Source organism: Acidovorax sp. AC410, from assembly GCF_979253235.1.
Window position 1 is genome coordinate 5,894,149 of record NZ_CEEDCG010000001.1, and the last position, 22,263, is coordinate 5,916,411.

At 68.0% G+C, this 22,263-nt stretch carries 20 protein-coding genes and 1 riboswitch; of the genes, 11 read left to right on the plus strand and 9 right to left on the minus strand.

Annotated features, from left to right (window positions below; translation table 11 throughout):
• Positions 1-34: 34 nt before the first annotated feature.
• Together AC0IZS_RS27370 and AC0IZS_RS27375 are read right to left on the minus strand one after the other, a co-directional pair.
• The gene (locus AC0IZS_RS27370; RefSeq protein ID WP_471638562.1) at positions 35-658 is read right to left on the minus strand and encodes a superoxide dismutase; all 624 of its coding nucleotides are present in this window, start codon (positions 656-658) and stop codon (positions 35-37) included.
• A gap of 40 nt (positions 659-698) precedes the next feature.
• On the minus strand, positions 699-1,199 hold the full coding sequence (locus AC0IZS_RS27375) for a hypothetical protein (protein ID WP_471638563.1): 501 nt from the start codon (positions 1,197-1,199) through the stop codon (positions 699-701).
• 225 nt (positions 1,200-1,424) lie between these two features.
• On the opposite strand from AC0IZS_RS27375, the gene AC0IZS_RS27380 reads away from it, so the two are divergent.
• Positions 1,425-2,162, plus strand: coding sequence for an HAD family hydrolase (locus AC0IZS_RS27380; protein WP_471638564.1), 738 nt, complete (start codon positions 1,425-1,427; stop codon positions 2,160-2,162).
• A 13-nt stretch (positions 2,163-2,175) separates the two neighbouring features.
• On the opposite strand, the gene AC0IZS_RS27385 is transcribed toward AC0IZS_RS27380, so the two are convergent.
• On the minus strand, positions 2,176-2,706 hold the full coding sequence (locus tag AC0IZS_RS27385) for a hypothetical protein (RefSeq protein WP_471638565.1): 531 nt from the start codon (positions 2,704-2,706) through the stop codon (positions 2,176-2,178).
• Positions 2,707-2,922: 216 nt separating this feature from the next.
• On the opposite strand from AC0IZS_RS27385, the gene AC0IZS_RS27390 reads away from it, so the two are divergent.
• Positions 2,923-3,444, plus strand: coding sequence for a hypothetical protein (locus tag AC0IZS_RS27390; protein WP_471638566.1), 522 nt, complete (start codon positions 2,923-2,925; stop codon positions 3,442-3,444).
• Between the two features lie 110 nt (positions 3,445-3,554).
• Positions 3,555-5,114, plus strand: a complete 1,560-nt coding sequence (locus tag AC0IZS_RS27395) for an EAL domain-containing protein (protein WP_471638567.1) — start codon at positions 3,555-3,557, stop codon at positions 5,112-5,114.
• A 6-nt stretch (positions 5,115-5,120) separates the two neighbouring features.
• Here AC0IZS_RS27395 and AC0IZS_RS27400 read toward each other — a convergent pair whose 3' ends face one another.
• Positions 5,121-5,774: a TetR/AcrR family transcriptional regulator gene (locus AC0IZS_RS27400; RefSeq protein WP_471638568.1), complete on the minus strand. Its 654-nt coding sequence runs from the start codon at positions 5,772-5,774 to the stop codon at positions 5,121-5,123.
• Positions 5,775-5,868: 94 nt separating this feature from the next.
• On the opposite strand from AC0IZS_RS27400, the gene AC0IZS_RS27405 reads away from it, so the two are divergent.
• Positions 5,869-6,324, plus strand: coding sequence for a VOC family protein (locus AC0IZS_RS27405; RefSeq protein WP_471638569.1), 456 nt, complete (start codon positions 5,869-5,871; stop codon positions 6,322-6,324).
• Complete coding sequence (locus AC0IZS_RS27410; RefSeq protein ID WP_471638570.1) at positions 6,317-7,681, plus strand: MATE family efflux transporter; 1,365 nt, start codon at positions 6,317-6,319, stop codon at positions 7,679-7,681. The genes AC0IZS_RS27405 and AC0IZS_RS27410 overlap by 8 nt, the downstream gene beginning before the upstream one ends.
• On the opposite strand, the gene AC0IZS_RS27415 is transcribed toward AC0IZS_RS27410, so the two are convergent.
• Positions 7,656-8,996 (minus strand): protein kinase domain-containing protein, encoded by a 1,341-nt coding sequence (locus tag AC0IZS_RS27415; protein WP_471638571.1) that lies wholly within the window; start codon positions 8,994-8,996, stop codon positions 7,656-7,658. The two genes, AC0IZS_RS27410 and AC0IZS_RS27415, sit on opposite strands and share 26 nt — an antisense overlap.
• 334 nt (positions 8,997-9,330) lie before the next feature.
• Between AC0IZS_RS27415 and adh the strand changes: the two genes are divergently transcribed.
• A complete protein-coding gene (gene adh, locus AC0IZS_RS27420) occupies positions 9,331-10,851 on the plus strand; it encodes an aldehyde dehydrogenase (protein ID WP_471638572.1) in 1,521 nt (506 codons plus the stop codon).
• A gap of 11 nt (positions 10,852-10,862) precedes the next feature.
• Complete coding sequence (locus AC0IZS_RS27425; protein WP_471638573.1) at positions 10,863-11,270, plus strand: DUF779 domain-containing protein; 408 nt, start codon at positions 10,863-10,865, stop codon at positions 11,268-11,270.
• Between the two features lie 39 nt (positions 11,271-11,309).
• On the opposite strand, the gene AC0IZS_RS27430 is transcribed toward AC0IZS_RS27425, so the two are convergent.
• Positions 11,310-11,903, minus strand: coding sequence for a TetR/AcrR family transcriptional regulator (locus AC0IZS_RS27430; RefSeq protein WP_471638574.1), 594 nt, complete (start codon positions 11,901-11,903; stop codon positions 11,310-11,312).
• A 107-nt stretch (positions 11,904-12,010) separates the two neighbouring features.
• Between AC0IZS_RS27430 and AC0IZS_RS27435 the strand changes: the two genes are divergently transcribed.
• On the plus strand, positions 12,011-12,748 hold the full coding sequence (locus AC0IZS_RS27435) for an SDR family NAD(P)-dependent oxidoreductase (RefSeq protein WP_471638575.1): 738 nt from the start codon (positions 12,011-12,013) through the stop codon (positions 12,746-12,748).
• A gap of 20 nt (positions 12,749-12,768) precedes the next feature.
• Positions 12,769-13,566, plus strand: a complete 798-nt coding sequence (locus AC0IZS_RS27440; RefSeq protein ID WP_471638576.1) for an isocitrate lyase/PEP mutase family protein — start codon at positions 12,769-12,771, stop codon at positions 13,564-13,566.
• Positions 13,567-13,602: 36 nt separating this feature from the next.
• Here AC0IZS_RS27440 and AC0IZS_RS27445 read toward each other — a convergent pair whose 3' ends face one another.
• The 3 genes from AC0IZS_RS27445 to sbcB all read right to left on the minus strand — a co-directional run bounded on the left by AC0IZS_RS27445 (position 13,603) and on the right by sbcB (position 18,373).
• Complete coding sequence (locus AC0IZS_RS27445) at positions 13,603-15,534, minus strand: sigma-54-dependent Fis family transcriptional regulator (protein WP_471638577.1); 1,932 nt, start codon at positions 15,532-15,534, stop codon at positions 13,603-13,605.
• A gap of 108 nt (positions 15,535-15,642) precedes the next feature.
• Positions 15,643-16,890, minus strand: coding sequence for a cystathionine gamma-synthase family protein (locus AC0IZS_RS27450; RefSeq protein WP_471638578.1), 1,248 nt, complete (start codon positions 16,888-16,890; stop codon positions 15,643-15,645).
• A gap of 43 nt (positions 16,891-16,933) precedes the next feature.
• Positions 16,934-18,373 (minus strand): exodeoxyribonuclease I, encoded by a 1,440-nt coding sequence (gene sbcB / locus AC0IZS_RS27455; RefSeq protein WP_471638579.1) that lies wholly within the window; start codon positions 18,371-18,373, stop codon positions 16,934-16,936.
• Between the two features lie 66 nt (positions 18,374-18,439).
• On the opposite strand from sbcB, the gene AC0IZS_RS27460 reads away from it, so the two are divergent.
• Both AC0IZS_RS27460 and AC0IZS_RS27465 read left to right on the plus strand, forming a co-directional pair.
• Positions 18,440-19,771 carry a lytic murein transglycosylase gene (locus AC0IZS_RS27460; protein ID WP_471638580.1) on the plus strand — a complete coding sequence of 444 codons (1,332 nt, stop codon included), beginning with the start codon at positions 18,440-18,442 and terminating at the stop codon, positions 19,769-19,771.
• A gap of 23 nt (positions 19,772-19,794) precedes the next feature.
• Positions 19,795-20,019, plus strand: a riboswitch (cobalamin riboswitch).
• An 81-nt stretch (positions 20,020-20,100) separates the two neighbouring features.
• Positions 20,101-22,257 carry a TonB-dependent receptor gene (locus tag AC0IZS_RS27465; protein WP_471638581.1) on the plus strand — a complete coding sequence of 719 codons (2,157 nt, stop codon included), beginning with the start codon at positions 20,101-20,103 and terminating at the stop codon, positions 22,255-22,257.
• Positions 22,258-22,263 lie beyond the last annotated feature (6 nt).

The following is a 22,263-nucleotide window of genomic DNA, read 5'->3' on the forward strand; positions in this document are numbered from 1 at the left end:
GTTCAGGGTGCGAGGCGCAGCAGTGCGGATCGATTCAGCCGCGCGCCAGGGCGTAGCGGCGGGCCACCTCGGCCCAGTCCACTACGTTATAGAACGCCGCGATGTACTCGGGGCGGCGATTTTGGTACTGCAGGTAGTAGGCGTGTTCCCACACGTCCAGGCCCAGGATGGGCGTGTTGCCCGACAGCAGGCCGGCCATCAGCGGGCTGTCCTGGTTGCCCGAGCTCTCCACCACCAGCTTGCCGGCGCTGGTCACCGACAGCCAGGCCCAGCCGCTGCCAAAGCGTGTGAGCGCCGCCTTGGTGAAGGCCTCCTTGAACGCATCGAAGCCGCCCAGCTCGTTGGCAATGGCCGCCGCCAGCTCGCCCTGCGGTTCGCCGCCGCCGGTGGGGGACATCACCATCCAGAACAGGCTGTGGTTGGCATGGCCGCCGCCGTTGTTGCGCACGGGTCCCTGCAGGTTCTCGGGCAGTTGCACCAGGCCCGCCACCAGCTCGTCGATCGGCAGGCCGGCATGGGGCGTGCCTTCCAGCGCGGCGTTCAGGTTGTTGATGTAGGTCTGGTGGTGTTTGGTGTGATGGATCTCCATCGTGCGGGCATCGATATGGGGTTCCAGCGCGTCATAGGCATAGGGCAAGGCGGGCAGCGAATAGGGCATGGGGTCCTTTCAGGGGTGGGGAAGAAGAAGAAGAAAAAACTCAGTGGGCCGCGCCTTGCAGCACGCCCGAAGCAGCGGCCAGCACGGCGCTGATGTCAGGGTGCGCGCCGTGCGCCTGCACATGGCACAACAAGGCGGCGTGGGTTTCACGGCTGTGGCGCCAGGCGGCCTGCTGCAGCGCGGCGCCCCGGCTGCCATCGGCCATCAGGCCCAGCAGCGTGGCGTGTACGCTGCACCGCAGTTGCGCGCACTCCTCCAGTGCGCCCGCCTCGGCCTGCAGGTCGGCCAGGTTCAGGTGCGAAACCGCCAGGGCGGCAATGCAATCGTCTTCGCGGCCGGCCGGGGGATCCTGGGCGATGCGCAGGGCTATGACCAGCGCCTGCTGCTGGTAGGCCAGCGCCATCACGGGCTGGTCCATGCGCAGGGCGGCATTGGCGCGCTGCAGCGTGCGCTCCCAATGGGCCAGCGTGGCGGGCTCGGGCGCCTGGGCGTCGCGGGCAGTATTGGCGGTCGAAAGGCTGGCTGCGTGGCGCAGGTCCATGGCAATGCTCCTGGTGGGAGCCTTTTGCGGTGGACGGGGCGTAGCGTACTCAGGCAATTAAAATGATATGCATTCTCATTCGTATTGTCTAGTGAGGGGGCTTTGGAGCAGACCTGCTTCCCGGAATGGGCCAATGGCACGCAGCTCAGTGCGCGTTGTACAGTTTCCGCCCAGCGCGGCTCAGCTTCGCGAGCCGCTCATGTCATGGCACACGTCAGGTACCACTTGAAGTCACTGGTTTCCCATCTCCATCGCTACAAGGCCATTTTGTTCGACATGAACGAAACGTTCATGTTCGGTGGCGACCGCCTGGGCCCCGGCGAAGACTTCCATGCCACCTACCGGGCTGTTGGCGGTACCGCGCTGTCGGCAGAGGCTGTTGCGCAGTGCGTTGGCGCATGTGTGGCGGGCTTCCTTGCCGACTATGCCAACCCGGCCCTGATCGACGACTTCCCGTCCCTGCAAGAGACGATTGCCAAGTACAGCGCACAGTCCAGGCAGGAGATCCAGCTTCTGGAACTTGTCATTGCAAGACACGAGGTGGGCGCGGTCCCGGGATGGGCAGCGCAGGTGATCCTCACGCTGGCCCGGTCACACCGGCTGGGGGTGGTGAGCAACCTCTGGGCGCCCTCCCACCACTGGGAGCCCGAACTCCGCCGGTCGCAGGTCGCGTCCGCGTTGGAATGCCAGGTGTTCTCTTCGGACCAGCGGTCCATCAAGCCCGCCCACCGGTTGTTCCTGCAAGCGCTGCGAACGCTCGGTCTGCCGCCCCAGGAGGTCCTGTTCGTCGGCGACAGCCTCGAACGGGACATTGCCCCGGCAAAAGCGCTGGGGATGGCAACATGCTGGGTCACGACCTGCGACCGCTGCGCGGACGTGGCGGACTTCTGCATACCGTCGATCGCTACGCTGACCGAGGCGCACGACACGGCGCTCAGGTACGTCCCGGACGGCAGGCATTGACTGTCGGGTGAGGTCAGATGCTGCGGCGATCCGATGCAGCGAAACTGGCCAGTTGCTTGATGAAATCCGCTGCCCGGATGGCCACCTCCCTCCCGCCGTTGGGCCCCATCGAGATATTGACCTCCAGCATGTGCTCGAAATGCTGGATGGCGTCTATCGGTGCATAGGGGTCCAAAGGCGGCTCGTAGGCCATGTCGGTGCCGATCAGAGGGCCTGAATCCTCCCGGGAGATCATGCCGGCGGCGAACATGGTCACCTGCACCATCCCAAGGTCCTTCGGGCTGATCGCGTTGAAGTCGAACTTCGCCAGGAATTGGCGGGCGCTTTCCGGGTCGCCCATCTTGACGCCTGCCTTGTCGAGCACGGCGGCCTTCATGGCCTCCTGCGAAAAAGCGACCGTGCTTTCAGGAGGTGCCATGCGCCTGATGGCGGCGTCCGAAACCAAGGCCTGGATCCCATCCCGCAAGCGATCCCCCGCCACGACAGGCTGCGGACGCACGGCCTGGCCCTGGACGGGCTGCAAGATGGGGGTGCGGATGAACATGCCTGGCCTCCTTTTTATGGGCGTCCCCTCCATTTCGTCCATTTTCCCAAGTCCTTGAATCGACGGGCGGGATCAAGCCATTGGCAACGGCTTTGCGAGCCCAGGGCGCGGGCACCGACAATTCCCATTAACAAGTAGTAACATTCAGCCAATGGAAAGAACGCTGACGCCGGCGCCAGCGACCCAAAAACTACGTCAACAGGAGAGAGGGAAACGATGATGTTCATGAACAAGACCCTGGCCATCTGCGCCGTCGCGGTGCTCGCCACCGGCTGCGCGTTCTCGCCGGTTGACCGGCCTGCCGCCGCCAAGCACACACCGCAGGCAAAGGTCTGGCAGGTCAAGAGCAAGGACGTGCCCGCTGTGCTCGATGCCGCCAAGACGGCCTTCGAGTCCGCTGGCTATGCCACTGCATCGATCACGCCGGAACTGGGCGAGCTCAAGAGCAAGCCCAGGGCGCTTTCCGTTCCCGAGTTCTGCGATTGCGGCACCTGGAATGGTTCGGTCGTCGGGGGCATGGCCCAGTCGGAACTGGTCGCCACCTACCGGATGCAGCCCAATGAGGAAGGCTCGCTGCAGGTCAACCACCTGTGTGCCACCGCGTTCCGCGGGCGCAACCTCTACGGCATGGTGACCCGGCGCGAGGCCTACGCCTGCGCCAGCCGGGGCCAGATTGAAACGGACCTGACCCAGCGCATCGAAACCATTCTGCGCGCGCGGAACATCCCGTTCAACTGACGGGAGGCAGAGGGGCGGCATCGCGCTGGGTGGCAGGGTACGGCCGGTTGCCCGCCAGCCCAAAACACGCCAGCATCGGCCCACCACCCGCCCAGCCCGCCGCACCCTCCATGAAACGTTTCTACGTCGTTGCCTCGGTCCCCTTGCTGCTGGCCGCGTTGATTCCCATCGCGGCGTCGCTCTACCTGGCGCAGCGCAAGGCCCGGGATGACCAGGTCGCTTACCTGACCTCGCTGGCGGACGAAGTGCTGCGCCGGGGCATCGCCTCGCGCCAGCAGCTGGTGGCGGCGCTCAATGAGCTGGACAAGGACGCGAGCCCCCCGTGCAGCCAGGCCAGTCTGGCCCGCATGCAGCAGATGGTGGGCACCTCGTTCTACCTGCAGGGCATGGGCTCGGTGGTGGACGGCCAGCTGGTCTGCAGCACGCTCACCCTGGGCAGCGGGCCGGTGCCGCTCCCGGGCAAGCCGATGGTCACCTCGACCGGCATCTCCAGCTGGATCGGGGCGCGGCTGCCCTTTGCGCCAGAGCAGCCTTTCAATATCTACGCGCGCAACGGCCATGCGGTCATCATCCACCCCGGCATCGTGATCGACATGCCCGTGCTGCATGCCGACGTGTCGCTGGGCCTGGCGATCATCGCGCCCAAGGCGCTGATCCGCTCCCGGGGGCCGCTGCAGGAGGCCTGGCTGGACCTCTACCAGGCGCCAACCCACAGCCTGGTGGAAAGCGACACGCACCACATCGTGTTTCGCAGCTCGAAAGAGAACAACATCGCCGCCCTGGCCGCTGCGCCCAAGGCCCTGGCCTATGAAGGCCTGGCGGCCCAGGCGCTGGTGCTGGCACCGCTGGGGCTGTTCGCCAGCGCCACCCTGGCGCTGGGGGTGGCGGCGCTCACGCGCTGGACCCTGTCCTCCCGGTCGCGGCTGCGCGCGGGCCTCAGGCGGCGGGAGTTTTTCGTGCTCTACCAGCCCATCGTGGACCTGCAGACCGGCCAGTGGGCAGGCGCCGAGGCCCTGCTGCGCTGGCGCCGCAACAACGGTACGCTGGTCCCACCCGACGAATTCATTGCCGAGGCGGAGCGCACGGGCGTGGTGGCGCACATCACCCGCTACGTGATGGACCGCGTGCTCGAAGACCTGCCCGATCTGCTCAAGGCCAGCCCGGGCTTCCACGTCAGCCTGAACCTCTCCACCCAGGACCTGGTGGCCGATGGGCCCGTGCAGTACCTGCAGCAGCGCTTCGAAGCCATCGGGATGCCGCCCGGCTCTCTGATGCTGGAGGTCACCGAGCGCGGCCTGGTGGACATCGAGGCCGCCAGGCCCGCGCTGCAGGCGGGCCGGCAGATCGGCGCATCGATCGCCATGGACGACTTCGGTACCGGCTATTCGAGCCTGTCCATGCTCGAATCCATCGACATCGACACGCTCAAGATCGACCGCATCTTCATCGCCAGCATTGGCGCGCAGGCCGCCATCAGCCCGGTCACCACGCACATCATCGAGATGGCGCAGAAGCTGGAGCTGGACTTGATCGCCGAAGGGGTGGAAACCCAGTTCCAGGCCGACTTCCTGCGCGAGCGCGGCGTGCGCCATGCGCAGGGCTGGCTGTTTGCCAAGGCCATGCCGCTGGCCGAACTGTTGGCGGGCTTGAAGACCCAAGCCGGCCGGTAGACAGGCTCAGGCGCCCTTTTTCGCCCTCGCCGCAGGCGGCAGCACGCTGGCGCACACCCGCTGCAGCGCGGCGATGGCAGCATCGCGTGCGCCCGGGTGCCCATCGGCCGGGTGGCGCGCAAGCCAGCGCGCCAGCTCGTTGATGGCGCCATTCAGGGCCGAAGCGCAGGCATCCACTTCCAGGGCTGACAGGCCCGTGGGTGCCAGGATCTCCGTGACCACGGCATGCAGCTGCTGGTAACCATGGCGCCCGTCGAGCTCCGCCCAGGCCTGGGCGCCCAGCACCGAGGGGCCGTCGATCAGCAGCACCTGGCGCGGGCCGGGGTGGGATACGGCGTCGATCCATGCCAGCGCGCCTGCCAACAGTTGGTCTGCAGGATCAGCCTGGCCATCGGTCGCCCCGTCGATGGCGGCACTGAGCTCGGCATGCACGGCCTCGCAGACCGCAACGAACAAGTCCTTCTTGTCGCGAAAGTGGTGGTACAGCGCGCCCCGCGTCAGGCCCGTGGCCACCAGCAGGGCTTCGGTGGAGGTGGCGGCATAGCCATCCTGCTCGAACAGCGCGCGCGCCGCCGCAATGAGTTTGGTGCGCGACTGGGCGCCCTGCTCCAGCCGCCGGTTGCCCGCAGCGGGGGTGGGAATGGATTTTCCTGTTGACATACAGACTGTACGTATCTATATTTAATTAAACATACAGACAGTATGTACCCGATTGATGTCCGCAGTCCATCCGTTTCACACCCCAGGAGCCCCCATGTCTACCCCCTCCCCCGCCACCCTCTCGCAACTGACCTCCGCCTATCCCCTGGTCACCACCGCCACCGTGCAAGCCTCGCGCGACTTCTTCGTGCAGCAACTGGGCTTCGAGGTGGTGTTCGAGGCCTCGTGGTTTGTGCTGCTGTCGCGCGGCAGCACCGAAGGCGGCGCCACCTCGATCGCCTTCATGGCGCCCGACCATCCCTCGCGCCCGCCGGGCCCCGAAGTCTTCAGCGGCAAAGGCCTGCTGCTGACCCTGCAGGTGGACGATGCCCGCCGCGAAGAAGCCCGCCTGCGTGCGGCCGGCGTGGAAATCGCCTACGCCGTGCAGCACGAGCCCTGGGGCCAGGTGCGCTTTCAGGTGCGCGACCCCTCGGGCCTGGTGCTCGACATCGTGGAGCAGGCCGAGCCTGCCGAGGGCTTCTGGGATCCCTACATGGCCGGCCATGGCTGACACTGCGGCGCCGGGCCCTGCACGCGCCCTGCTGGCCATTTCCTGGCCGCTGATCGCCACCTATTCGCTGCAGGCCGTGATCGGGGTGACCGATACCTGGTTTGCCGGCCGTATTTCTGCCGACGCACTCGCGGGGCTGGGGGCGCAGACCTTTCTGAACCTGGCGGTGTTTGTTCTTTTGGGGGGCGTGGCGTTTGCCGTGCAGGTGCCGGTGGCCCAGGCCATGGGCGCCGGCCAGGCGCACGTTGCGCGGGGGTACCTGCCCGCAGGCCTGCTGGCTGCTGCGCTCACCCTGCCCTGCTTCCTGGCGCTGGCATGGGCCGGGCCCTGGCTGTTTGCGCTGTGGCAACTGCCTGCGGAATCTGCCGGGCAGGCCGTGCAGTACTGGCAGCCGCGCATGGCGGGTGGCGTATCGGTGGTGCTGCTGTTTGCGGTGTCGAGCTACCTGGCTGGCCTGGGTCACACGCGGGGCAGCCTGTGGGCCAACCTGGCGGCGGCCGTGGCCAATGTGCCGCTCAACCAGTGGCTGATCTTCGACGCCGGCCTGGGCCTGGCGGGCTCGGCCCATGCGTCCACCTTGGCCAACCTGATCGGCGTGGCGGTGGGGCTGGCCTGGGTTGCACGCGCGGGCTGGAGCTCATCCTTCGCTGGCTTGCGGGGCCGCACCGTGGAGCTGTGGCGCACCGGCATGCCCATCGGCGTGGCGGCCGCGGCCGACGTGCTGGCGATGGCGCTGTTCCAGCTCATGATGTCGCACATCGGCCCGGCCGAGGGCGCGGCCACCCTGCTGTTGCTCTCGCTCACCGGCCTGGCCTTCTGGCCTGCGCTGGGCCTGGCCACGGGCAGTGCCACGCTGGTAGGGCATGCCTTGGGAGCGGGCCAGCCGCACCAGGTCGGGCCTCTGGTGCGCGCCAGCCTGTGGCTGATGGCGGGCTGGATGGCCCTGGTGGGTGCCGCCATGGTGCTGGCCGGCCCGCCCCTGCTGGCAGCACTGCTGGGCAGCGATGCTGGGCCCGCCGGCCAGGCTGCGCTGGCGCTGGCCACCTCGCTGCTCGGGCTGGTGGCCACCTGCCAGGTGCTCGATGCCATCAACCTGGGCAGTGCCTTTGCGCTGCGCGGGCTGGGCGACGTGCGCTGGGCCAGCGCCGTCAACACGGTGTGCTCCCTGCTGCTGTTCGTGCCATTGGCAGCATGGTTGTCGCTTGATGCGCTGGGTGCTGGGCTACCGGCCCTGGGCTGGGGCGCCTGGGGCGGCTGGGTGGCCGCGGCGCTGCTCAGCGCGGTGCTGGCTGCGGCCTTCCACGCACGGCTGCGGTGGGTGCTGCGGGGGATCAACCCTGCTCGTCGTCCGGCGTGAACACCTGGCCGGCCACCATGTCCCATTCGGCGATCTGCTCGTTGGCGGCGATCAGTCGGCCCACCAGCAGCTTGATGAAGGCCTTGTCGAAGCGCGACTGCAGGTCTTCGGACGCCTCGCGCAGCGCGGGGTTGCGGATCTTGAGCACCAGCACCTCGGTCTCGGCCACGGCGGTGGCGGTGCGCTGGCGGTTGTCGGGGCGCAGGTAGGTCATCTCGCCCAGGGTCACGCCCGCACCCAGGGTGCTCAGGGTCCAGCCCTGGCGGCTCACGGTCACCTGGCCCTCGATGAGGATGCAGAACGAGTCGCCGGGCTGGCCCTCGCGCATGAGCACGGTGCCCTGCTCCAGCCGGCGCCAGTTGCCCAGGCGCATCAGCTCCCACAGCGCCACGTCGTGAAAATCGGCAAAAAAGGGCAGCTCGCGCAGGCGGCCGAAGCGCTCGGCCTCGGTGTCCTGCGAGCGCTGGCGCGGCAGGTCGCGGTGGGCGTCGAGCAGCGCCTGGGCAAAGTCGCCCCAGGTGGCAAAGCGGTCTGCCGGCTTCTTGGCCATGGCGCGCAGCAGCACCGCGTCCACATGCCCGGGCAGCGAAGCGCGCAGCAGGCTCGGGGGCGTGGGCTCTTCGTGGCTGATCTTGTAGAGCGTGGCGAAGTCGGTCTCGCCGTCGAAGGGGCGGCGGCCCGTGAGCAACTCATACACCACGATGGCCAGCGAGAACATGTCGCTGTGGTGCGTGAGGTCTTCCTCGCGCACCTGCTCGGGCGACATGTAGGACGGCGAGCCCACCATGCCCGAGAGCTGCGTGGCATCGCTGCGCAGCGACAGCGCTGCGCCGAAGTCGGTGAGCTTGACGTCGCCGTTGGCGGCCAGCATCAGGTTGGCGGGCTTGATGTCGCGGTGTACCAGGCCTTCGCGGTAGGCGTATTCGAGCGCATTGCAGCACTTGAAGGCGATGTCCAGCACCTGGGGCACGGGCAGCAGCGCATCGGCCCGGGCATGGGCCGCCAGGGGCTGGCCGTCCACGTATTCGAGCACCAGGTAGGGCTGGGCGGCGTCCTCGTCGGCGTCGAGCAGGCGCACGATGTGGGGATGCTTGAGCCGGCCGGACATGGCCGCCTCGTTGCGCAGCAGGCGGCGGTAGCGCTCGGCCTGGTCGGGCTGGGCCAGCAGGTGGGCGTGCATCTGCTTGATGGCCACGCGCTTGCCGCGGAACCCGTCGAGCCCCAGGTACACGATGCCGCTGGCACCGCGCCCGAGCTCGCGCTCGATGCGGTACTTGCCGATGGTCGGGGGAATGAGGGTGGGCGTGGCGGTCATGGGCATCCGGGTGGCGATGGCCTCATTGTGGCAAAAGCGGCGGCCTGCAACCGCACGTGGCATCCCCACCCGTGGCTTTTTGCACGCCGGCAGCGCTCCGCGGCGTGCCGCAAGTGTCCCGCCCGCTGTTCCGTTTCTGAACAAGGGCTGTGCCATGGCACACCGAGTAAACGGCCTGAGCGCTGGCGGCAGATGGTGCCAAAGCCGCATGGATGCTGGGTTTGCGTGCTGACAGCGCCCCCACGCTGCGGCTGGCACGGGCATTGCGCCCATCTACTGGTGCAGGCCCTTTGAGCAGGTCTGGCACAACCCAACCACCGCAGGAGACAAGCACATGAACATGGCAGAAATCGCGAGCCTCGGCATCGCCAACCCCTACAAGAAGCAATACGGCAACTACATCGGCGGCCAGTGGGTAGCCCCCATCGATGGGCAGTATTTCGAGAACAGCTCGCCCATCAACGGCCAGGTGTTCACCGCCATCCCGCGCTCGAACGACAAGGACATCAACGCCGCACTCGACGCCGCGCACAAGGCCAAGACCGCCTGGGGCAAGACCTCGACCACGGACCGGGCCAACATCCTGCTCAAGATCGCCGACCGCATGGAGGCCAACCTGCTGACCATCGCCGTGGCCGAGACCATCGACAACGGCAAGCCGCTGCGCGAGACCATGGCGGCCGACATCCCCCTGGCCATCGACCACTTCCGCTACTTCGCGGGCTGCATCCGTGCGCAGGAAGGCGGCATCAGCGAGATCGACCACGACACCATGGCCTACCACTTCCACGAACCGCTGGGCGTCGTCGGGCAGATCATTCCCTGGAACTTCCCGATCCTGATGGCGGTGTGGAAGCTGGCCCCGGCCCTGGCCGCCGGCAACTGCGTGGTGCTGAAGCCCGCCGAGCAGACCCCCGCCTCCATCCTGGTGCTGCTGGAGATCATTGGCGACCTGCTGCCCGCAGGCGTGCTCAATGTCGTCAACGGCTTCGGTCTGGAGGCCGGCAAGCCGCTGGCCAGCAGCCCGCGCATCGCCAAGATCGCCTTCACGGGCGAGACCACCACGGGCCGGCTGATCATGCAGTACGCCAGCCAGAACATCATCCCGGTGACGCTGGAGCTGGGCGGCAAGAGCCCCAACGTGTTCTTCGAGGACGTGATGGACGCCGACGACGGCTTCTTCGACAAGGCGCTCGAAGGCTTTGCCATGTTCGCGCTGAACCAGGGCGAGGTCTGCACCTGCCCGAGCCGCGCGCTCATCCAGGAATCGATCTATGACCGCTTCATGGAACGCGCCTTGAAGCGCGTGGCCGCCATCAAGCAGGGCCACCCACTCGACAAGGCCACCATGATCGGCGCGCAGGCCTCCCAGGAGCAGCTCGAAAAAATCCTCTCCTACCTGGACCTGGGCAAGCAGGAGGGCGCGCAGTGCCTGATCGGCGGCGAGCGCAACCACCTCGAAGGCGACCTGGCCGGCGGCTACTACATCAAGCCCACCGTGTTCAAGGGCCACAACAAGATGCGCATCTTCCAGGAAGAGATCTTCGGCCCCGTGCTGTCGGTCACCACCTTCAAGACCGAGGAAGAGGCGCTGGAGATCGCCAACGACACGCTGTATGGCCTGGGCGCCGGGGTGTGGAGCCGCGACGGCAGCCGCGCCTTCCGCATGGGCCGGGGCATCCAGGCCGGGCGCGTGTGGACCAACTGCTACCACCAGTACCCGGCCCACGCGGCCTTCGGCGGCTACAAGCAGTCAGGCATCGGCCGCGAGAACCACAAGATGATGCTGGACCACTACCAGCAGACCAAGAACCTGCTGGTGAGCTACACGCAGGCGCCCCTGGGCTTCTTCTGAGCACGCGCTGCATGGCCCACGAGGCACCCCGGCAAGGCCATGGCACGGACCCACCGGTCCGCGTCACGGCCACGCCTGCGGCCCTGGAACTGATCGCGCGGCTGCGCGAACAGCACGGCCCGCTGATGTTCCACCAGTCGGGCGGTTGCTGCGATGGCAGCGCGCCCATGTGCTTTGCACGCGGCGAGTTCATGACCGGCGACTCCGACGTGCTGCTCGGGCATGTAGCTGGCGAGCCCTTCTACATGAGCCGACCGCAGTTCGCGGTGTGGGAGCACACGCAGCTCACCATCGACGTGGTGCCCGGCGGGGGCGGCATGTTCTCGCTGGAGCGGCCCACGGGCCTGCGCTTTCTGATCCGCTCGCGGCTGTTCAGCGAAGAAGAGTCGCAAGCGTTGAAACTGCACCCGGTGGCTTGACGCGAATCCCCCTGGCGCGCGCTGCGACCCAGGGGAATTTCACGTTTCCGGCCAGGCAGCCATGGCGGTTCGGGCCATGTCTTCCAGGTCCGCCGGGTCCGCGCCATCGCGCCCCTGGATGGCCATGCCCTGCACCACGCCCAGATAGAAGCGGGCCAGTCGGTCGATGTGCGTGGACTGCGGCAACTCGCCCGCCGCCACCGCCCGCAGGAGCCCCGCGCGCAGCTTGCCCAACGAGCCCTCGCGCGCGTGCCGGGCGGTATCGGGCGAGCCGCCGGGGCACTCTTCGCCGGTGGCCAGCGTCACCATGCAGCCCGAAGGCATGTCGTCGCGGCCGGCCACCACCTGGGCTGCCGCCAGCAGCACGTTGTGCATGCCCGCCCGCACCGTGGCACTGCCATCGATGTGGTCCCAGATCAGTTCGTTGGCGGCAGCGCTGTAGCGGTCGATGGCTTCTGCGTACAGCGCCTCCTTGCTGCCGAACGCCGCATACAGACTGGGCGAGCGGATGCCCATCGCTGCGCAAAGGTCGTTCATCGACGTGGCCAAAAAGCCCTGGCGCCAGAAAACCTCCATGGCGGCCTGCAAGGCGGCATCGCGGTCGAACGCTCTCGGTCGGCCCAAAACCGGCATGGAATGCACCTTTCGTGATTTTTGTGTTGATCGACACAATAAACCGATTGACAGCAAAGATCAATGCCGCGATCATTTTGTGTCGATCAACACAGAAAGGTAATTTCATGCTGCTAACCAACCAACGCGCCCTTGTCACGGGGGCCAGCCGGGGTATCGGCGCCGCCATCGCCAGGACCCTGGCCGCCGAAGGCGCCGACGTCGCCATCACCTACGAAAAATCCGCCGACCTCGCTGCCGGCGTCGTTCGCGAGATCGAAGCCCTCGGGCGACGGGCCACCGCCATCCAGGCCGACAGCGCCGACGCTGCGGCCGTGCAGGCCTCGGTCGAGAAGGCCGTGGCCTTCCTCGGCGGCATCGACATCCTGGTCAACAACGCCGGCATCTTCCACATGGGCCCGGTGAAGGACGCTGCGCTGAAGGACATCGATGCGATCCTGAACGTGAACGTGCGCGCACCGGTCATCGCCAGCCAGGCGGCTATTCCCCACCTGGGCCAGGGCGGGCGCATCATCCACATTGGCAGTTGGTTCGCCGAGCAGGTGCAGTGGCCGGGCTTGAGCATCTACGCGATGTCCAAGTCCGCACTGGCCTCCTTCACCAAGGGGCTGGCGCGCGAGCTCGGCCCCCAGGGGATCACCGTGAACCTGGTGCAGCCAGGCGCCATCGACACCGACATGAACCCTGCGACCGGGCCGCTGTCGGAGCTGATCCGCCAGCCCATCGCCGTCGGCAAGTACGGCAGCGGCGAGGACATCGCCCACGCCGTGGCCTTCCTTGCCAGCGCCAAGGCCCAGTACATCACCGGCACTGCACTCACGGTCGACGGCGGTATGCTCGCGTAACACCCCACAAGGAGACCCCTGTGACCGCAGATGCCACCACGTTCCGCGGCCTGCACGCCAGCGCCACCCTGCTGCGCCTGCCCAACGCCTGGGACGCCGCCAGCGCCAGGCTGTTCGAGAGCCTGGGGGCCACGGCCATCGCCACCACCAGCGCGGGCGTGGCCTGGTCGCAGGGGTACCCTGACGGCTACGCCATGCCTGTGGACGTGGTGCTGGCGTATGCCAAGAACCTGGTGCGGGTGCTGCAGGTGCCGCTGTCCGTGGACATGGAAGACGGCTATTCGGACGACCCTGCACAGGTCGCGGACCTGGCCGCGCGGCTGGCCGAGGTGGGCGTGGCCGGCATCAACCTCGAAGACGGGCGCAAGCCCGCCCAATTGCTGGCCCGCAAGGCCGAGGCGATCCGGGAGCGGCTGGCCAAGGACGGGCTGGACCTGTTCGTCAACGCGCGCACGGATGTCGTGCTGGCGCGGCTGGTGGATGAAGGCAGCCAGGTCGGCGAAGCGATCACGCGCGGCAACCTGTACCGCAGCGCAGGCGTGGATGGGCTGTTCGTCCCCGGGCTGGCCGATGCCGCGCAGATCCAGGCCGTCGTGGCCGGTGTCGACCTGCCGCTGAACCTGATGGCCTGGGGCGGCCTAGCCAACGCCACGCAGCTGCAGGCCATGGGGGTGAAGCGGCTCAGCGCGGGCTCCGGCATTCCGCAGGTGCTGTGGGGCCATGCCGCGAAGCTGGCGACGGACTTTCTGCAAGGGGGTGAGTCGGACAAGCTGCAGGGGCAGATCCCGTACGGGCAGATGCAGAACCTGTTCAATTGACACTGAAAGGCCCGCGCTGCCGCGAGGCCGCGCGCCTTAGCCCACCACCTGGGCGCGCAGGTGCCGGTACACGGTGTTGCGCGATACGCCCAGCGCACGCGCCACGGCCGATACATTGCCGCCCTGCGCGGCCAGGGCCTGCGCGATGGCGGCGGCGGTGATGGCCTGCAGGGGCTGCGCGGCGGGTGCGACCGCCACCGCTGGCGCGGCAGCCTCCTCGCATTCCTCCAGAAAATCCTCGGGCAGGTGCTCGCGTCGGATGGCGGTATCGCCCTCGGCCATCAGCGCCGCGGTGCGCAACACATTGGTCAGCTGGCGCAGGTTGCCCGGCCAGGCACAGCGTGCGAACAGGTCCATGACCTCGGGGCACACGGGCAGCGGCGGCGCGGCGGTCTCGGTGCCCGACTGCAAAATGCGCTGCACGATGGCCGCCAGGTCGCTGCGCTCGCGCAGCGCGGGCAGGCGCACCACCAGGCCATTGAGGCGGTAGTACAGGTCCTGGCGAAAACTGCCCTCGGCCATCATTGCGCGCAGGTTGCGGTGGGTGGCGCAGACCACCTGAATGTCCACCTCGACCTGGCGCGTTCCGCCCAGGGGCGCCACGCTGCGCTCCTGCAGCACGCGCAGCAGGCGGGCCTGCAAGGCCAGAGGCATGTCGCCGATCTCGTCGAGGAACAGCGTGCCGCCATGGGCCTGCACGATCTTGCCGGGGCTGCCCTTGCGCCGTGCGCCGGTGAAGGCGCCCTCCTCGTAGCCGAACAGCTCGGACTCGATCAGCGATTCCGGGATGGACGCGCAGTTGACTGCCACGAACGGCGCCTGTCGGCGCGGCCCGTCCTGGTGGATGGCGCGGGCCAGCAACTCCTTGCCGGTGCCGGTCTCGCCCAGGATCAGCGTGGCGATGTCGCGGCCCAGCAGCTTGGTGACACGGTCAATGGCCTGGGCCAGCGCGGGGTCGCCGGTGTTGAGGTAGCGCAGGCCCGAGAGCCCTGTCGAACGGGCAGGCCGCACCTGGATAGGGGCCCGGGCTGGCTCGGCTGCGCCGCCGGACCACAGGCGCTCGGCCTGCGGCCGGACCTCGGGCCGGGCCATCACCGCCACGCCACCGGGCAGGCGCAGTGTGAGCAGCGCGCCAGGTGCCCTGCGGCCATGGTCGAGCACGCTCGCCATGTCCACCCCAAACAGCGAGGCAAAGGTATGGGCCTGCAGCGCACTGTGCGACAGGCCCAGCTGGAACTGCCCGCTGCGGTTGGCCGAGAGAAAGCGCCCGTCGGTGCTGAAGGCCGCGAGCCCCTCCACCAGCGTGCCCAAAAACTCGGGCCGCGCATGGAAGTGCAGGCGCACAGCGTCCGCGTGGACCTGGTTCCAGAGGTGGTTTTCCACCATCTGGGCGGACATGCGCACCAGCGCCATGGTGTGCTTGCTCTGGCTGCGGTGGTCGCCGCTCACATCCAGCGCACCGAGCGCCCTGCCCTGCGGGTCGAGGATGGGCACGCACGAGCAGGTGAGGAACTGGTTGGCCCGCAGGTAGTGCTGGCCGGCATGCACCTGCACGCCCTGGCCCAGGGCCAGCGCGGTGCCGATGGCATTGGTGCCCTTGCGCTCCTCGGTCCACACGCCGCCGGGGCGCAGGGCCACGCGGTCGGCGCGGGCCACGAAATCGTCATCGCCCAGGGCGTGCAGGATCACGCCCTCGGGGTCGGTGAGCAGCACCATGCTGTGGGTGCCGGCGATCTGGTGGTAGAGCGTCTCCATCACCGGCAGCGCATGGTCGGCCAGCAACCGGTTGCGCTGCAGCGTGCATTGCAGGTCGGCACGGGCCAGGGGCATGGCGTCCATCACGTCCTGCTCTCGCAGCCCGTAGGCGGCCGAGCGGGCATGGGCGTGGGGTATCAGGTCCTGCGGTGGAATCGCCAGCAAGGGGCTGGCGAGCCCTCCTGCAGACGCGGCAGCATGCTCCAGATGCATAGGTTTGTCTCCTTGCGGCCGTGGCAGTTTGCACCGCCCGGCAATTCGGAGAACCTTAGCACGCCTACCTTGGCGCCAGCTTGCACGCGCCAGCCGGCACCAGGGTTTTCAGGCCAATGCCTGTTCGAAGTCCGCCAGCAGGTCTTCGATCTCCTCCAGCCCCACGGACAGGCGGATCATGCCGTCGCCAATGCCCATGTTGGCGCGCACGGCGGGGCCCGCCTCCCAGAAGATGGTGTGCGCCACGGGGATGATCAGCGTGCGTGTATCGGCCAGGCCCGTGGCCTTGATCGGCAGCTGCAAGCGGTTGCAAAAAGACAGGCATTGGTCGGCATCGCGCAACTCGAAGGCCAGCAGCCACGAGCCGGCCTTGAAGTGCTTGCGCGCGATCGCATGCTGCGGGTGCGATTCGAGCATCGGGTAGTGCACGCGGGCGATGGCCGGGTGCTGCTCCAGCCACTGGGCCAGGGCCAGGGCGGTGGCGCTGGTGCGGTCCATGCGCAGGGCCAGGGTCTCGGCGCCCAGCGCCAGTTGGTGCGCGGCCTGGGACGAAAGCATGCCGCCCATGTCGCGCAGGCCCTTCTTGCGCACCTGCTGCAGGCCCCAGCCCTTGGCGTCGCCCTTGCGGTAGGGGGCGAAGATGTTGGGGTAGCGGCTCCAGTCGAACAACCCGGTGTCGGTGACCGCGCCGCCCAGGGCATCGCCCAGGCCGCCGATGCTCTTGGTCAGCGAGTTGATCACCAGGCCTGCCCCCACCGTGACGGGGCGAAACAGGTAGGGCGATGCCACGGTGTTGTCCACCACGTAGAGCAGGCCGCGCTCCTTGCACAGCGTGCCGATGGCTTCGAGGTCGGGGACCTGCGTGCCGGGGTTGGCAATGGTTTCCACGAAGACCATGCGCGTGTTGGGGCGCACGGCAGCCGCGACCTGGGCCGCATCGGTCACGTCCACGGTGGTCACCTCCACGCCCAGGTCGGCCAGGGTGCCGAACACGCTGTTGGTGTTGCCGAAGACGAACTTGCTGGCCAGCAGGTGGTCGCCCGCCTTGAGCAAGGTGAGGAACACCGCGCAGACGGCCGCCATGCCGGTGGCAAACACGATGGAGCCCTGGCCGCGCTCCATCTGCGTGACCTTGGCTTCGAGCGCCGCCGTGGTGGGCGTGCCCTGGCGGGCGTAGTTGAACCCGCCCTTGATCGTGCCCTGGAACACCCCTATCAGGTCTTCCACCTTCTCGTAGCCGTATTGCACCGACGTGTGGATGGGTTGGTGCACCGCACCGTACTCGGTGCCGGCCAGGCGGTCGGCATGCACGATCTGGGTGGTGAACTGGCGGGTGGGCTGGTCGTTGCTGCTCATGGGGATGCGGGCCTGCTCTGCAGGCCTGGGAAAAGTAAAATGCTCAACGCTCGGGCGCTATGTGCTCGGCGTAATCGTACAGGGCGCCGAGGATGTCCTGGGTGCGGTCGTCATCAGCGGTCTCTGACAGCTTGTCGATCTCGGTGAACAGCTGCTCCACAGTGCGGGCGCCGCCAGCGCCGTCGAACAGGCAGGCGGCGCGGTGCGCCTCCCAGCGCTCCTGCTCTTCGGGCGACAGCGTGGCGGGGAAGTTGCGCGCACGGTAGCGCCACAGCAGTTCCTTCAAGCGCGGGTCGTCGAACGAGGGGCGGGTGCGCGCCAGCTTCTCGCCGCCCATGGCGCGCATGTCGTTGAGCTGGCGCCGGTCGCCATTGCCCACGAAGCCGCCGTACAGGTCCTGGTCCACGTCGGGCGTGGGCTCTTCGGGGCGCGCGAACACCTGGGGCCAGATGCCGCTCATGTCGGGCAGCACGCGCGCGATCTCGGCATGCTGGGCGGCCTGGGGCAGGTCCATGTTCCAGTGCCGGGCACGCTCGGCCGTGAGGGTGTTCACATTGCCCACCACCATGGGCGACTTGTTCAGGTGGATGGTCTTGATGGGCAGGCGCGTGACGCCCTCGGGCAGGTCGGCCGCGCGCGAGAACATGCGCAGGCGGATCTCCTCCACGCCCATGCTGGCCAGCGGCGTGGGGTCGTGCGCCAGGTCCCAGGCGATCAGCTCGTTCTTGTTGGTCGGGTGGCTGGCCAGCGGCCACATCACGGCCAGGCAGCCACGCTCCACCGGGAACATGCCCGAGACGTGCAAAAACGGCTTGGCCGTGATGGCCGTGGCCGGCAGGCGCAGCTCGGCCGCCACGCGGTCCTTCTTGTGCAGGCTGAGCGCAAAGTCGAACAGCTTGGTGTTGTGCTGGCGGATGAGGCGCGCCAGGGCAATGGTGGCGCGCACGTCCGACAGGGCATCGTGTGCGGCCTCGTGCAGCAGGCCGTTGGCCTTGGAGAGGTGTTCGAGCTTGAAACTCGGCGCGCCGTCTTCCTTCTTCGGCCAGGTGATGCCGTCGGGGCGCAGCGCATAGGTCATGCGCACCACGTCCAGCAGATCCCAGCGGCCGCACTGGTTCTGCCACTCGCGCGCATAGGGGTCGATCAGGTTGCGCCAGAACATGAAGCGCGTGATCTCGTCGTCGAAGCGGATGGTGTTGTAGCCCACGCCGATGGTGCCGGGACGGGCCAGTTCGGCTTCGATGCGGGCCGCGAAGGCGTGCTCGGGCATGCCTTGCTCCAGGCACTGCTGGGGGGTGATGCCGGTGATGAGGCACGAGACCGGGTCGGGCAGGTAGTCGTTGGCCGGCTGGCAGAAGATGTTCAGCGGCTCGCCGATCTCGTTGAGGTCGGCATCGGTGCGGATGGCGGCGAACTGCGCGGGCCGGTCGCGCCGCGTGTTGGCGCCGAAGGTTTCGTAGTCGTGCCAGAGGAAGGTATGCATGGAATGAAATTGCTACGGTCAGAAACACCGGAACCCGCAAGTATGCCGGGCACGGGACAATGGGGAATGCCCATTTCGCTTGCCCCCCATTTTGCCCGCCGCTTTTTGCAGGTTGCACCCCACCCCGCCCTGACTGCCTTGGCCCTGGCCTGCGCCCTGTCAGGCTGCGCCACACCACCCGCTCCCACCGCGCCGGCAGCGGTGCCGGCACCACGGCCGCCCGTTGCGCCGGTGGCACCCGCCCCCGTCACCAGCCCCGCGCCGCAGGATACCGAGCAGGCCGGCTTTGCCGCCTGGATCGCCGGCTTCTCGCGCGAGGCCCTGGCCGCCGGCATTCGACCGGCCACCGTGCAGCAGGTGCTGGCCCATGCCACGCTGCAGCCGCGCGTGATCGAGCTCGACCGCGCCCAGCCCGAATTCAACCGCACGCCCTGGGCCTACCTGGACAGCGCCGTGTCGGCCCAGCGCATCGCCCAGGGTCAGGCGAAGCGGGTCGAGCACCAGGCCGCCATCGACGCCGCGGCCACACGCTATGGCGTGCCCTCCTCCATCATCACCGCCATCTGGGGCATGGAGAGCAACTACGGCAGCAACTTCGGCACCTTCCGCGCCGTCGATGCGCTGGCCACCCTGGGTTTCGAGGGCCGCCGCGCCGCCTGGGCACGCAGCGAGCTGCTGGCGGCCCTGCGCATCCTGGACCAGGGTGACATCAGCGACGAACGCATGGTGGGCTCCTGGGCCGGCGCCATGGGCAACACGCAGTTCCTGCCCTCGGTCTTTTTGGCCTATGCGGTCGATGCCGACGGCGATGGCCACCGCGATATCTGGGGCAGCATCCCGGATGTGGCAGCCTCCACCGCCAACTTCCTCGCGCGCATGGGCTGGCAGGCCGGCCAGCCCTGGGGCGTGGAGGTGCGGCTGCCGCCGGGCTTTGACTACGCGCGCGCCGAGCAGACGGTGCGCCAGACGGCGGCCCAGTGGGCGGCCGAAGGCGTGCAGACCGTTGACGGGCAGCCGCTGCCCGCGCTGGACGCCGCCTCCATCGCCACGCCGGCCGGCGCGCGCGGCCCGGCCTTTCTCGTGGGGCCGAACTTCCGCGCCATCCTGCGCTACAACAACTCGGTGAGCTATGCGCTGGCCGTGGGCATGCTGGCGCGCCAGATCGACGGCGGCAGCGGCGTGGCCACCGCCTGGCCACGCGAGCTCGCGTCGCTGTCGCGCAGCCAGATGCAGCAGATGCAGACCCTGCTCAACCAGCGCGGCTTCAACGCCGGCACGCCCGATGGGGTGATGGGCCCGGCCACGCGCGCCGGGCTGCGCCAGTACCAGCAGAGCCTGGGTGCGGTGGCCGATGGCTACCCGACCACCGAGTTGTTGCAACGGCTTGCGGCGCCCTGAACCCAGCGATTTTTAACAAACACATACAATCGCGCCCTGTTGGTGCTCGCAGTCCTTTTCTGGAATGCAGTTCAACGGGAAGCAGGAGGGCTTGGCAACAAGTCTGACCTGCGCTGCCCCCGCAACGGTCGGTGGAAGAGCCCTGCGGCTCGGCATCCCTCTTGAAGCCACTGGACGTACCACGTCTGGGAAGGCAAGGGGCGCTTTTTCCACCCAGCCCGGATACCGGCCAACGAAGTGGCTTGCAAGCATGCCCATGGCGTGCTGCAAACCGTTCAGTCCAGACCCGGCGGGGATGCCGGGGAGGACGCCCCTGTATCCGTTGCCCCATGAATCCCCACTTTTGCCGCCCCTCAACAGGGCATGCACCCGCGCGCTTCCATGTCTCGTGCCTCTACGGTGCCGTTCTCACACTGGCTGCTGCCACGGGCGCACAGGCCCAAACCGCCACCCTGGCACCGGTCACCGTGCAGTCCGGTGCCTTCATCGACACACCCCAGGCGCTGACCACGCCCACCAGCACCGGCAGCCGGCTGGGCCTCACGGCGCTGGAAACGCCTGCCTCGATCGAGGTGCTGGAGGGCGAGACCATCCGCCAGCGCGGTGACCAGTCCATCGCCGACGCCGCCTCGCGCGCCACCGGCATCACGCAGACGGCCTCGGCCGCCGGTGGCGCCCTGGTGGCGCGCGGCTTTGCCGGCAATACTTCGGTGATGCGCCTGTACGACGGCACGCGCCAGTACGTGTCGGGTGGCACGGTGACCTTCCCGTTCGACCCCTGGCAGGCCGAGCGTGTGGAGGTGCTGCGCGGCCCCGCCTCCATCCTGTATGGCGAAGGCGCCATCGGCGGCGCCATCAACACCGTGCCCAAGAAGCCCACGCGCGGTGCCATTTCCAACGAAGTGCGCCTGGCCTACGGCTCGCAGAACACGGCGCGCACCGCGTTCGGCAGCGGCGGCGCCATCAACGAGCAGTGGTCGTACCGCGTAGACCTGTCGCACAACCGCTCGGACGGCCATGTGGAGCGCGGCGACTCCAAGTCGCTGGTGGCGGCCGGCGCCCTGCGCTTCGATGCCACGCCCGACCTGCGCTTGACGCTGTCGCACGACTACGGCCACCAGGAGCCGTCGCCCTACTTCGGCATCCCCCTGGTCAATGGCAAGATCGACCCGGCGATGCGCAAGGCCAACTTCAACGTGGCGGATGCGTACCTGAAGTTCCGCGACCAGTGGACGCGCCTGGACACGGAGTGGACGCCATCGTCTGCCCTCACCCTGCGCAACTCGCTGTACCGCATCGCATCGGACCGCCACTGGAACAATGCCGAGGGCTATGCCTACGTGCCCGCCACGCGACGCATCACGCGTTCGAGCTTCATCGGCATCGATTACACCCTGGACCAGGTGGGCAACCGCTTCGACGCCACGCTCAAGCAGCCCATTGCCGGCCTGCCCAACACCCTCACGGTGGGCTTCGACGTGAACCGGCTCGAATACGCCAAGACGCGGGGCGACGGCGCAGCCGCGCAGTCGCTCGACCCCTACCAGTTCGTGCCCGGCAACTTCCCGACCACGGGCGTGACCATCGGTGAGCTGTTCAAGGCGCAGACCGATACGCGCTCGCTGTTCGTCGAAGACCAGTTGCAGCTGACCCAACAGCTGTCCTTGGTCACGGGCCTGCGCTGGGATTCGATCTCCTACGGCAAGCAGGATTCCAAACGCATCGACCCCGATGTGAACAAGGGATTCAACCACCTGTCAGGCCGCATTGGCGCGGTCTATGCCGTCACGCCGGTCACGTCCGTCTACGCGCAGTACTCCACGGCGGCCGACCCGCTGGGCGGCGTGGTCAACACCTCGGCGCAACAGAGCCAGTTCGACCTGGCCACGGGCGGGCAGGCCGAAATCGGCTGGAAACAGCTGTTCGATGACCGCAAGGGCGAGTTCACGCTGGCCGCCTACTGGATCGAGAAGAAGAAGCTCCTGATCCGCGACGCGGTGGATCCCAACCTCTTCCAGCAGGTGGGGGCCCAGTCCTCGCGCGGCATCGAGGCATCGGTCAGCTATGCGCCGGTGTCCACCGTGCGCCTGGACCTCAATGCCGCGGTACTGGATGCCAAATTCGACGACTTCAACGAGGTCGTCAGCGGCCGCGTGGTCTCGCGCAACGGCAACACCCCGCCGGGCGTGCCCGAGCGCACAGCCAATGCCTGGGTGACCTGGGCCTTCCAGCCCGCCTGGGAAGCCGGCCTGGGCCTGCGCTACGTGGGCGCACGCAAGGTGGACAACGCCAACAGCAGCAGCGCGGCATCTTTCACCGTGGCCGACGCCAGCCTGCGCTGGGCCGTGCGCCCGGGCACGGTGCTGGCGCTGCATGTCTACAACCTCACGGACCGCATCTACGCGCAGACGCTGTACAGCGGCAACAACCAGTGGATCCTCGGCCGCCCGCGCTCGGCAGAGCTGTCGGCCCATGTGCGCTTCTGATTGCGC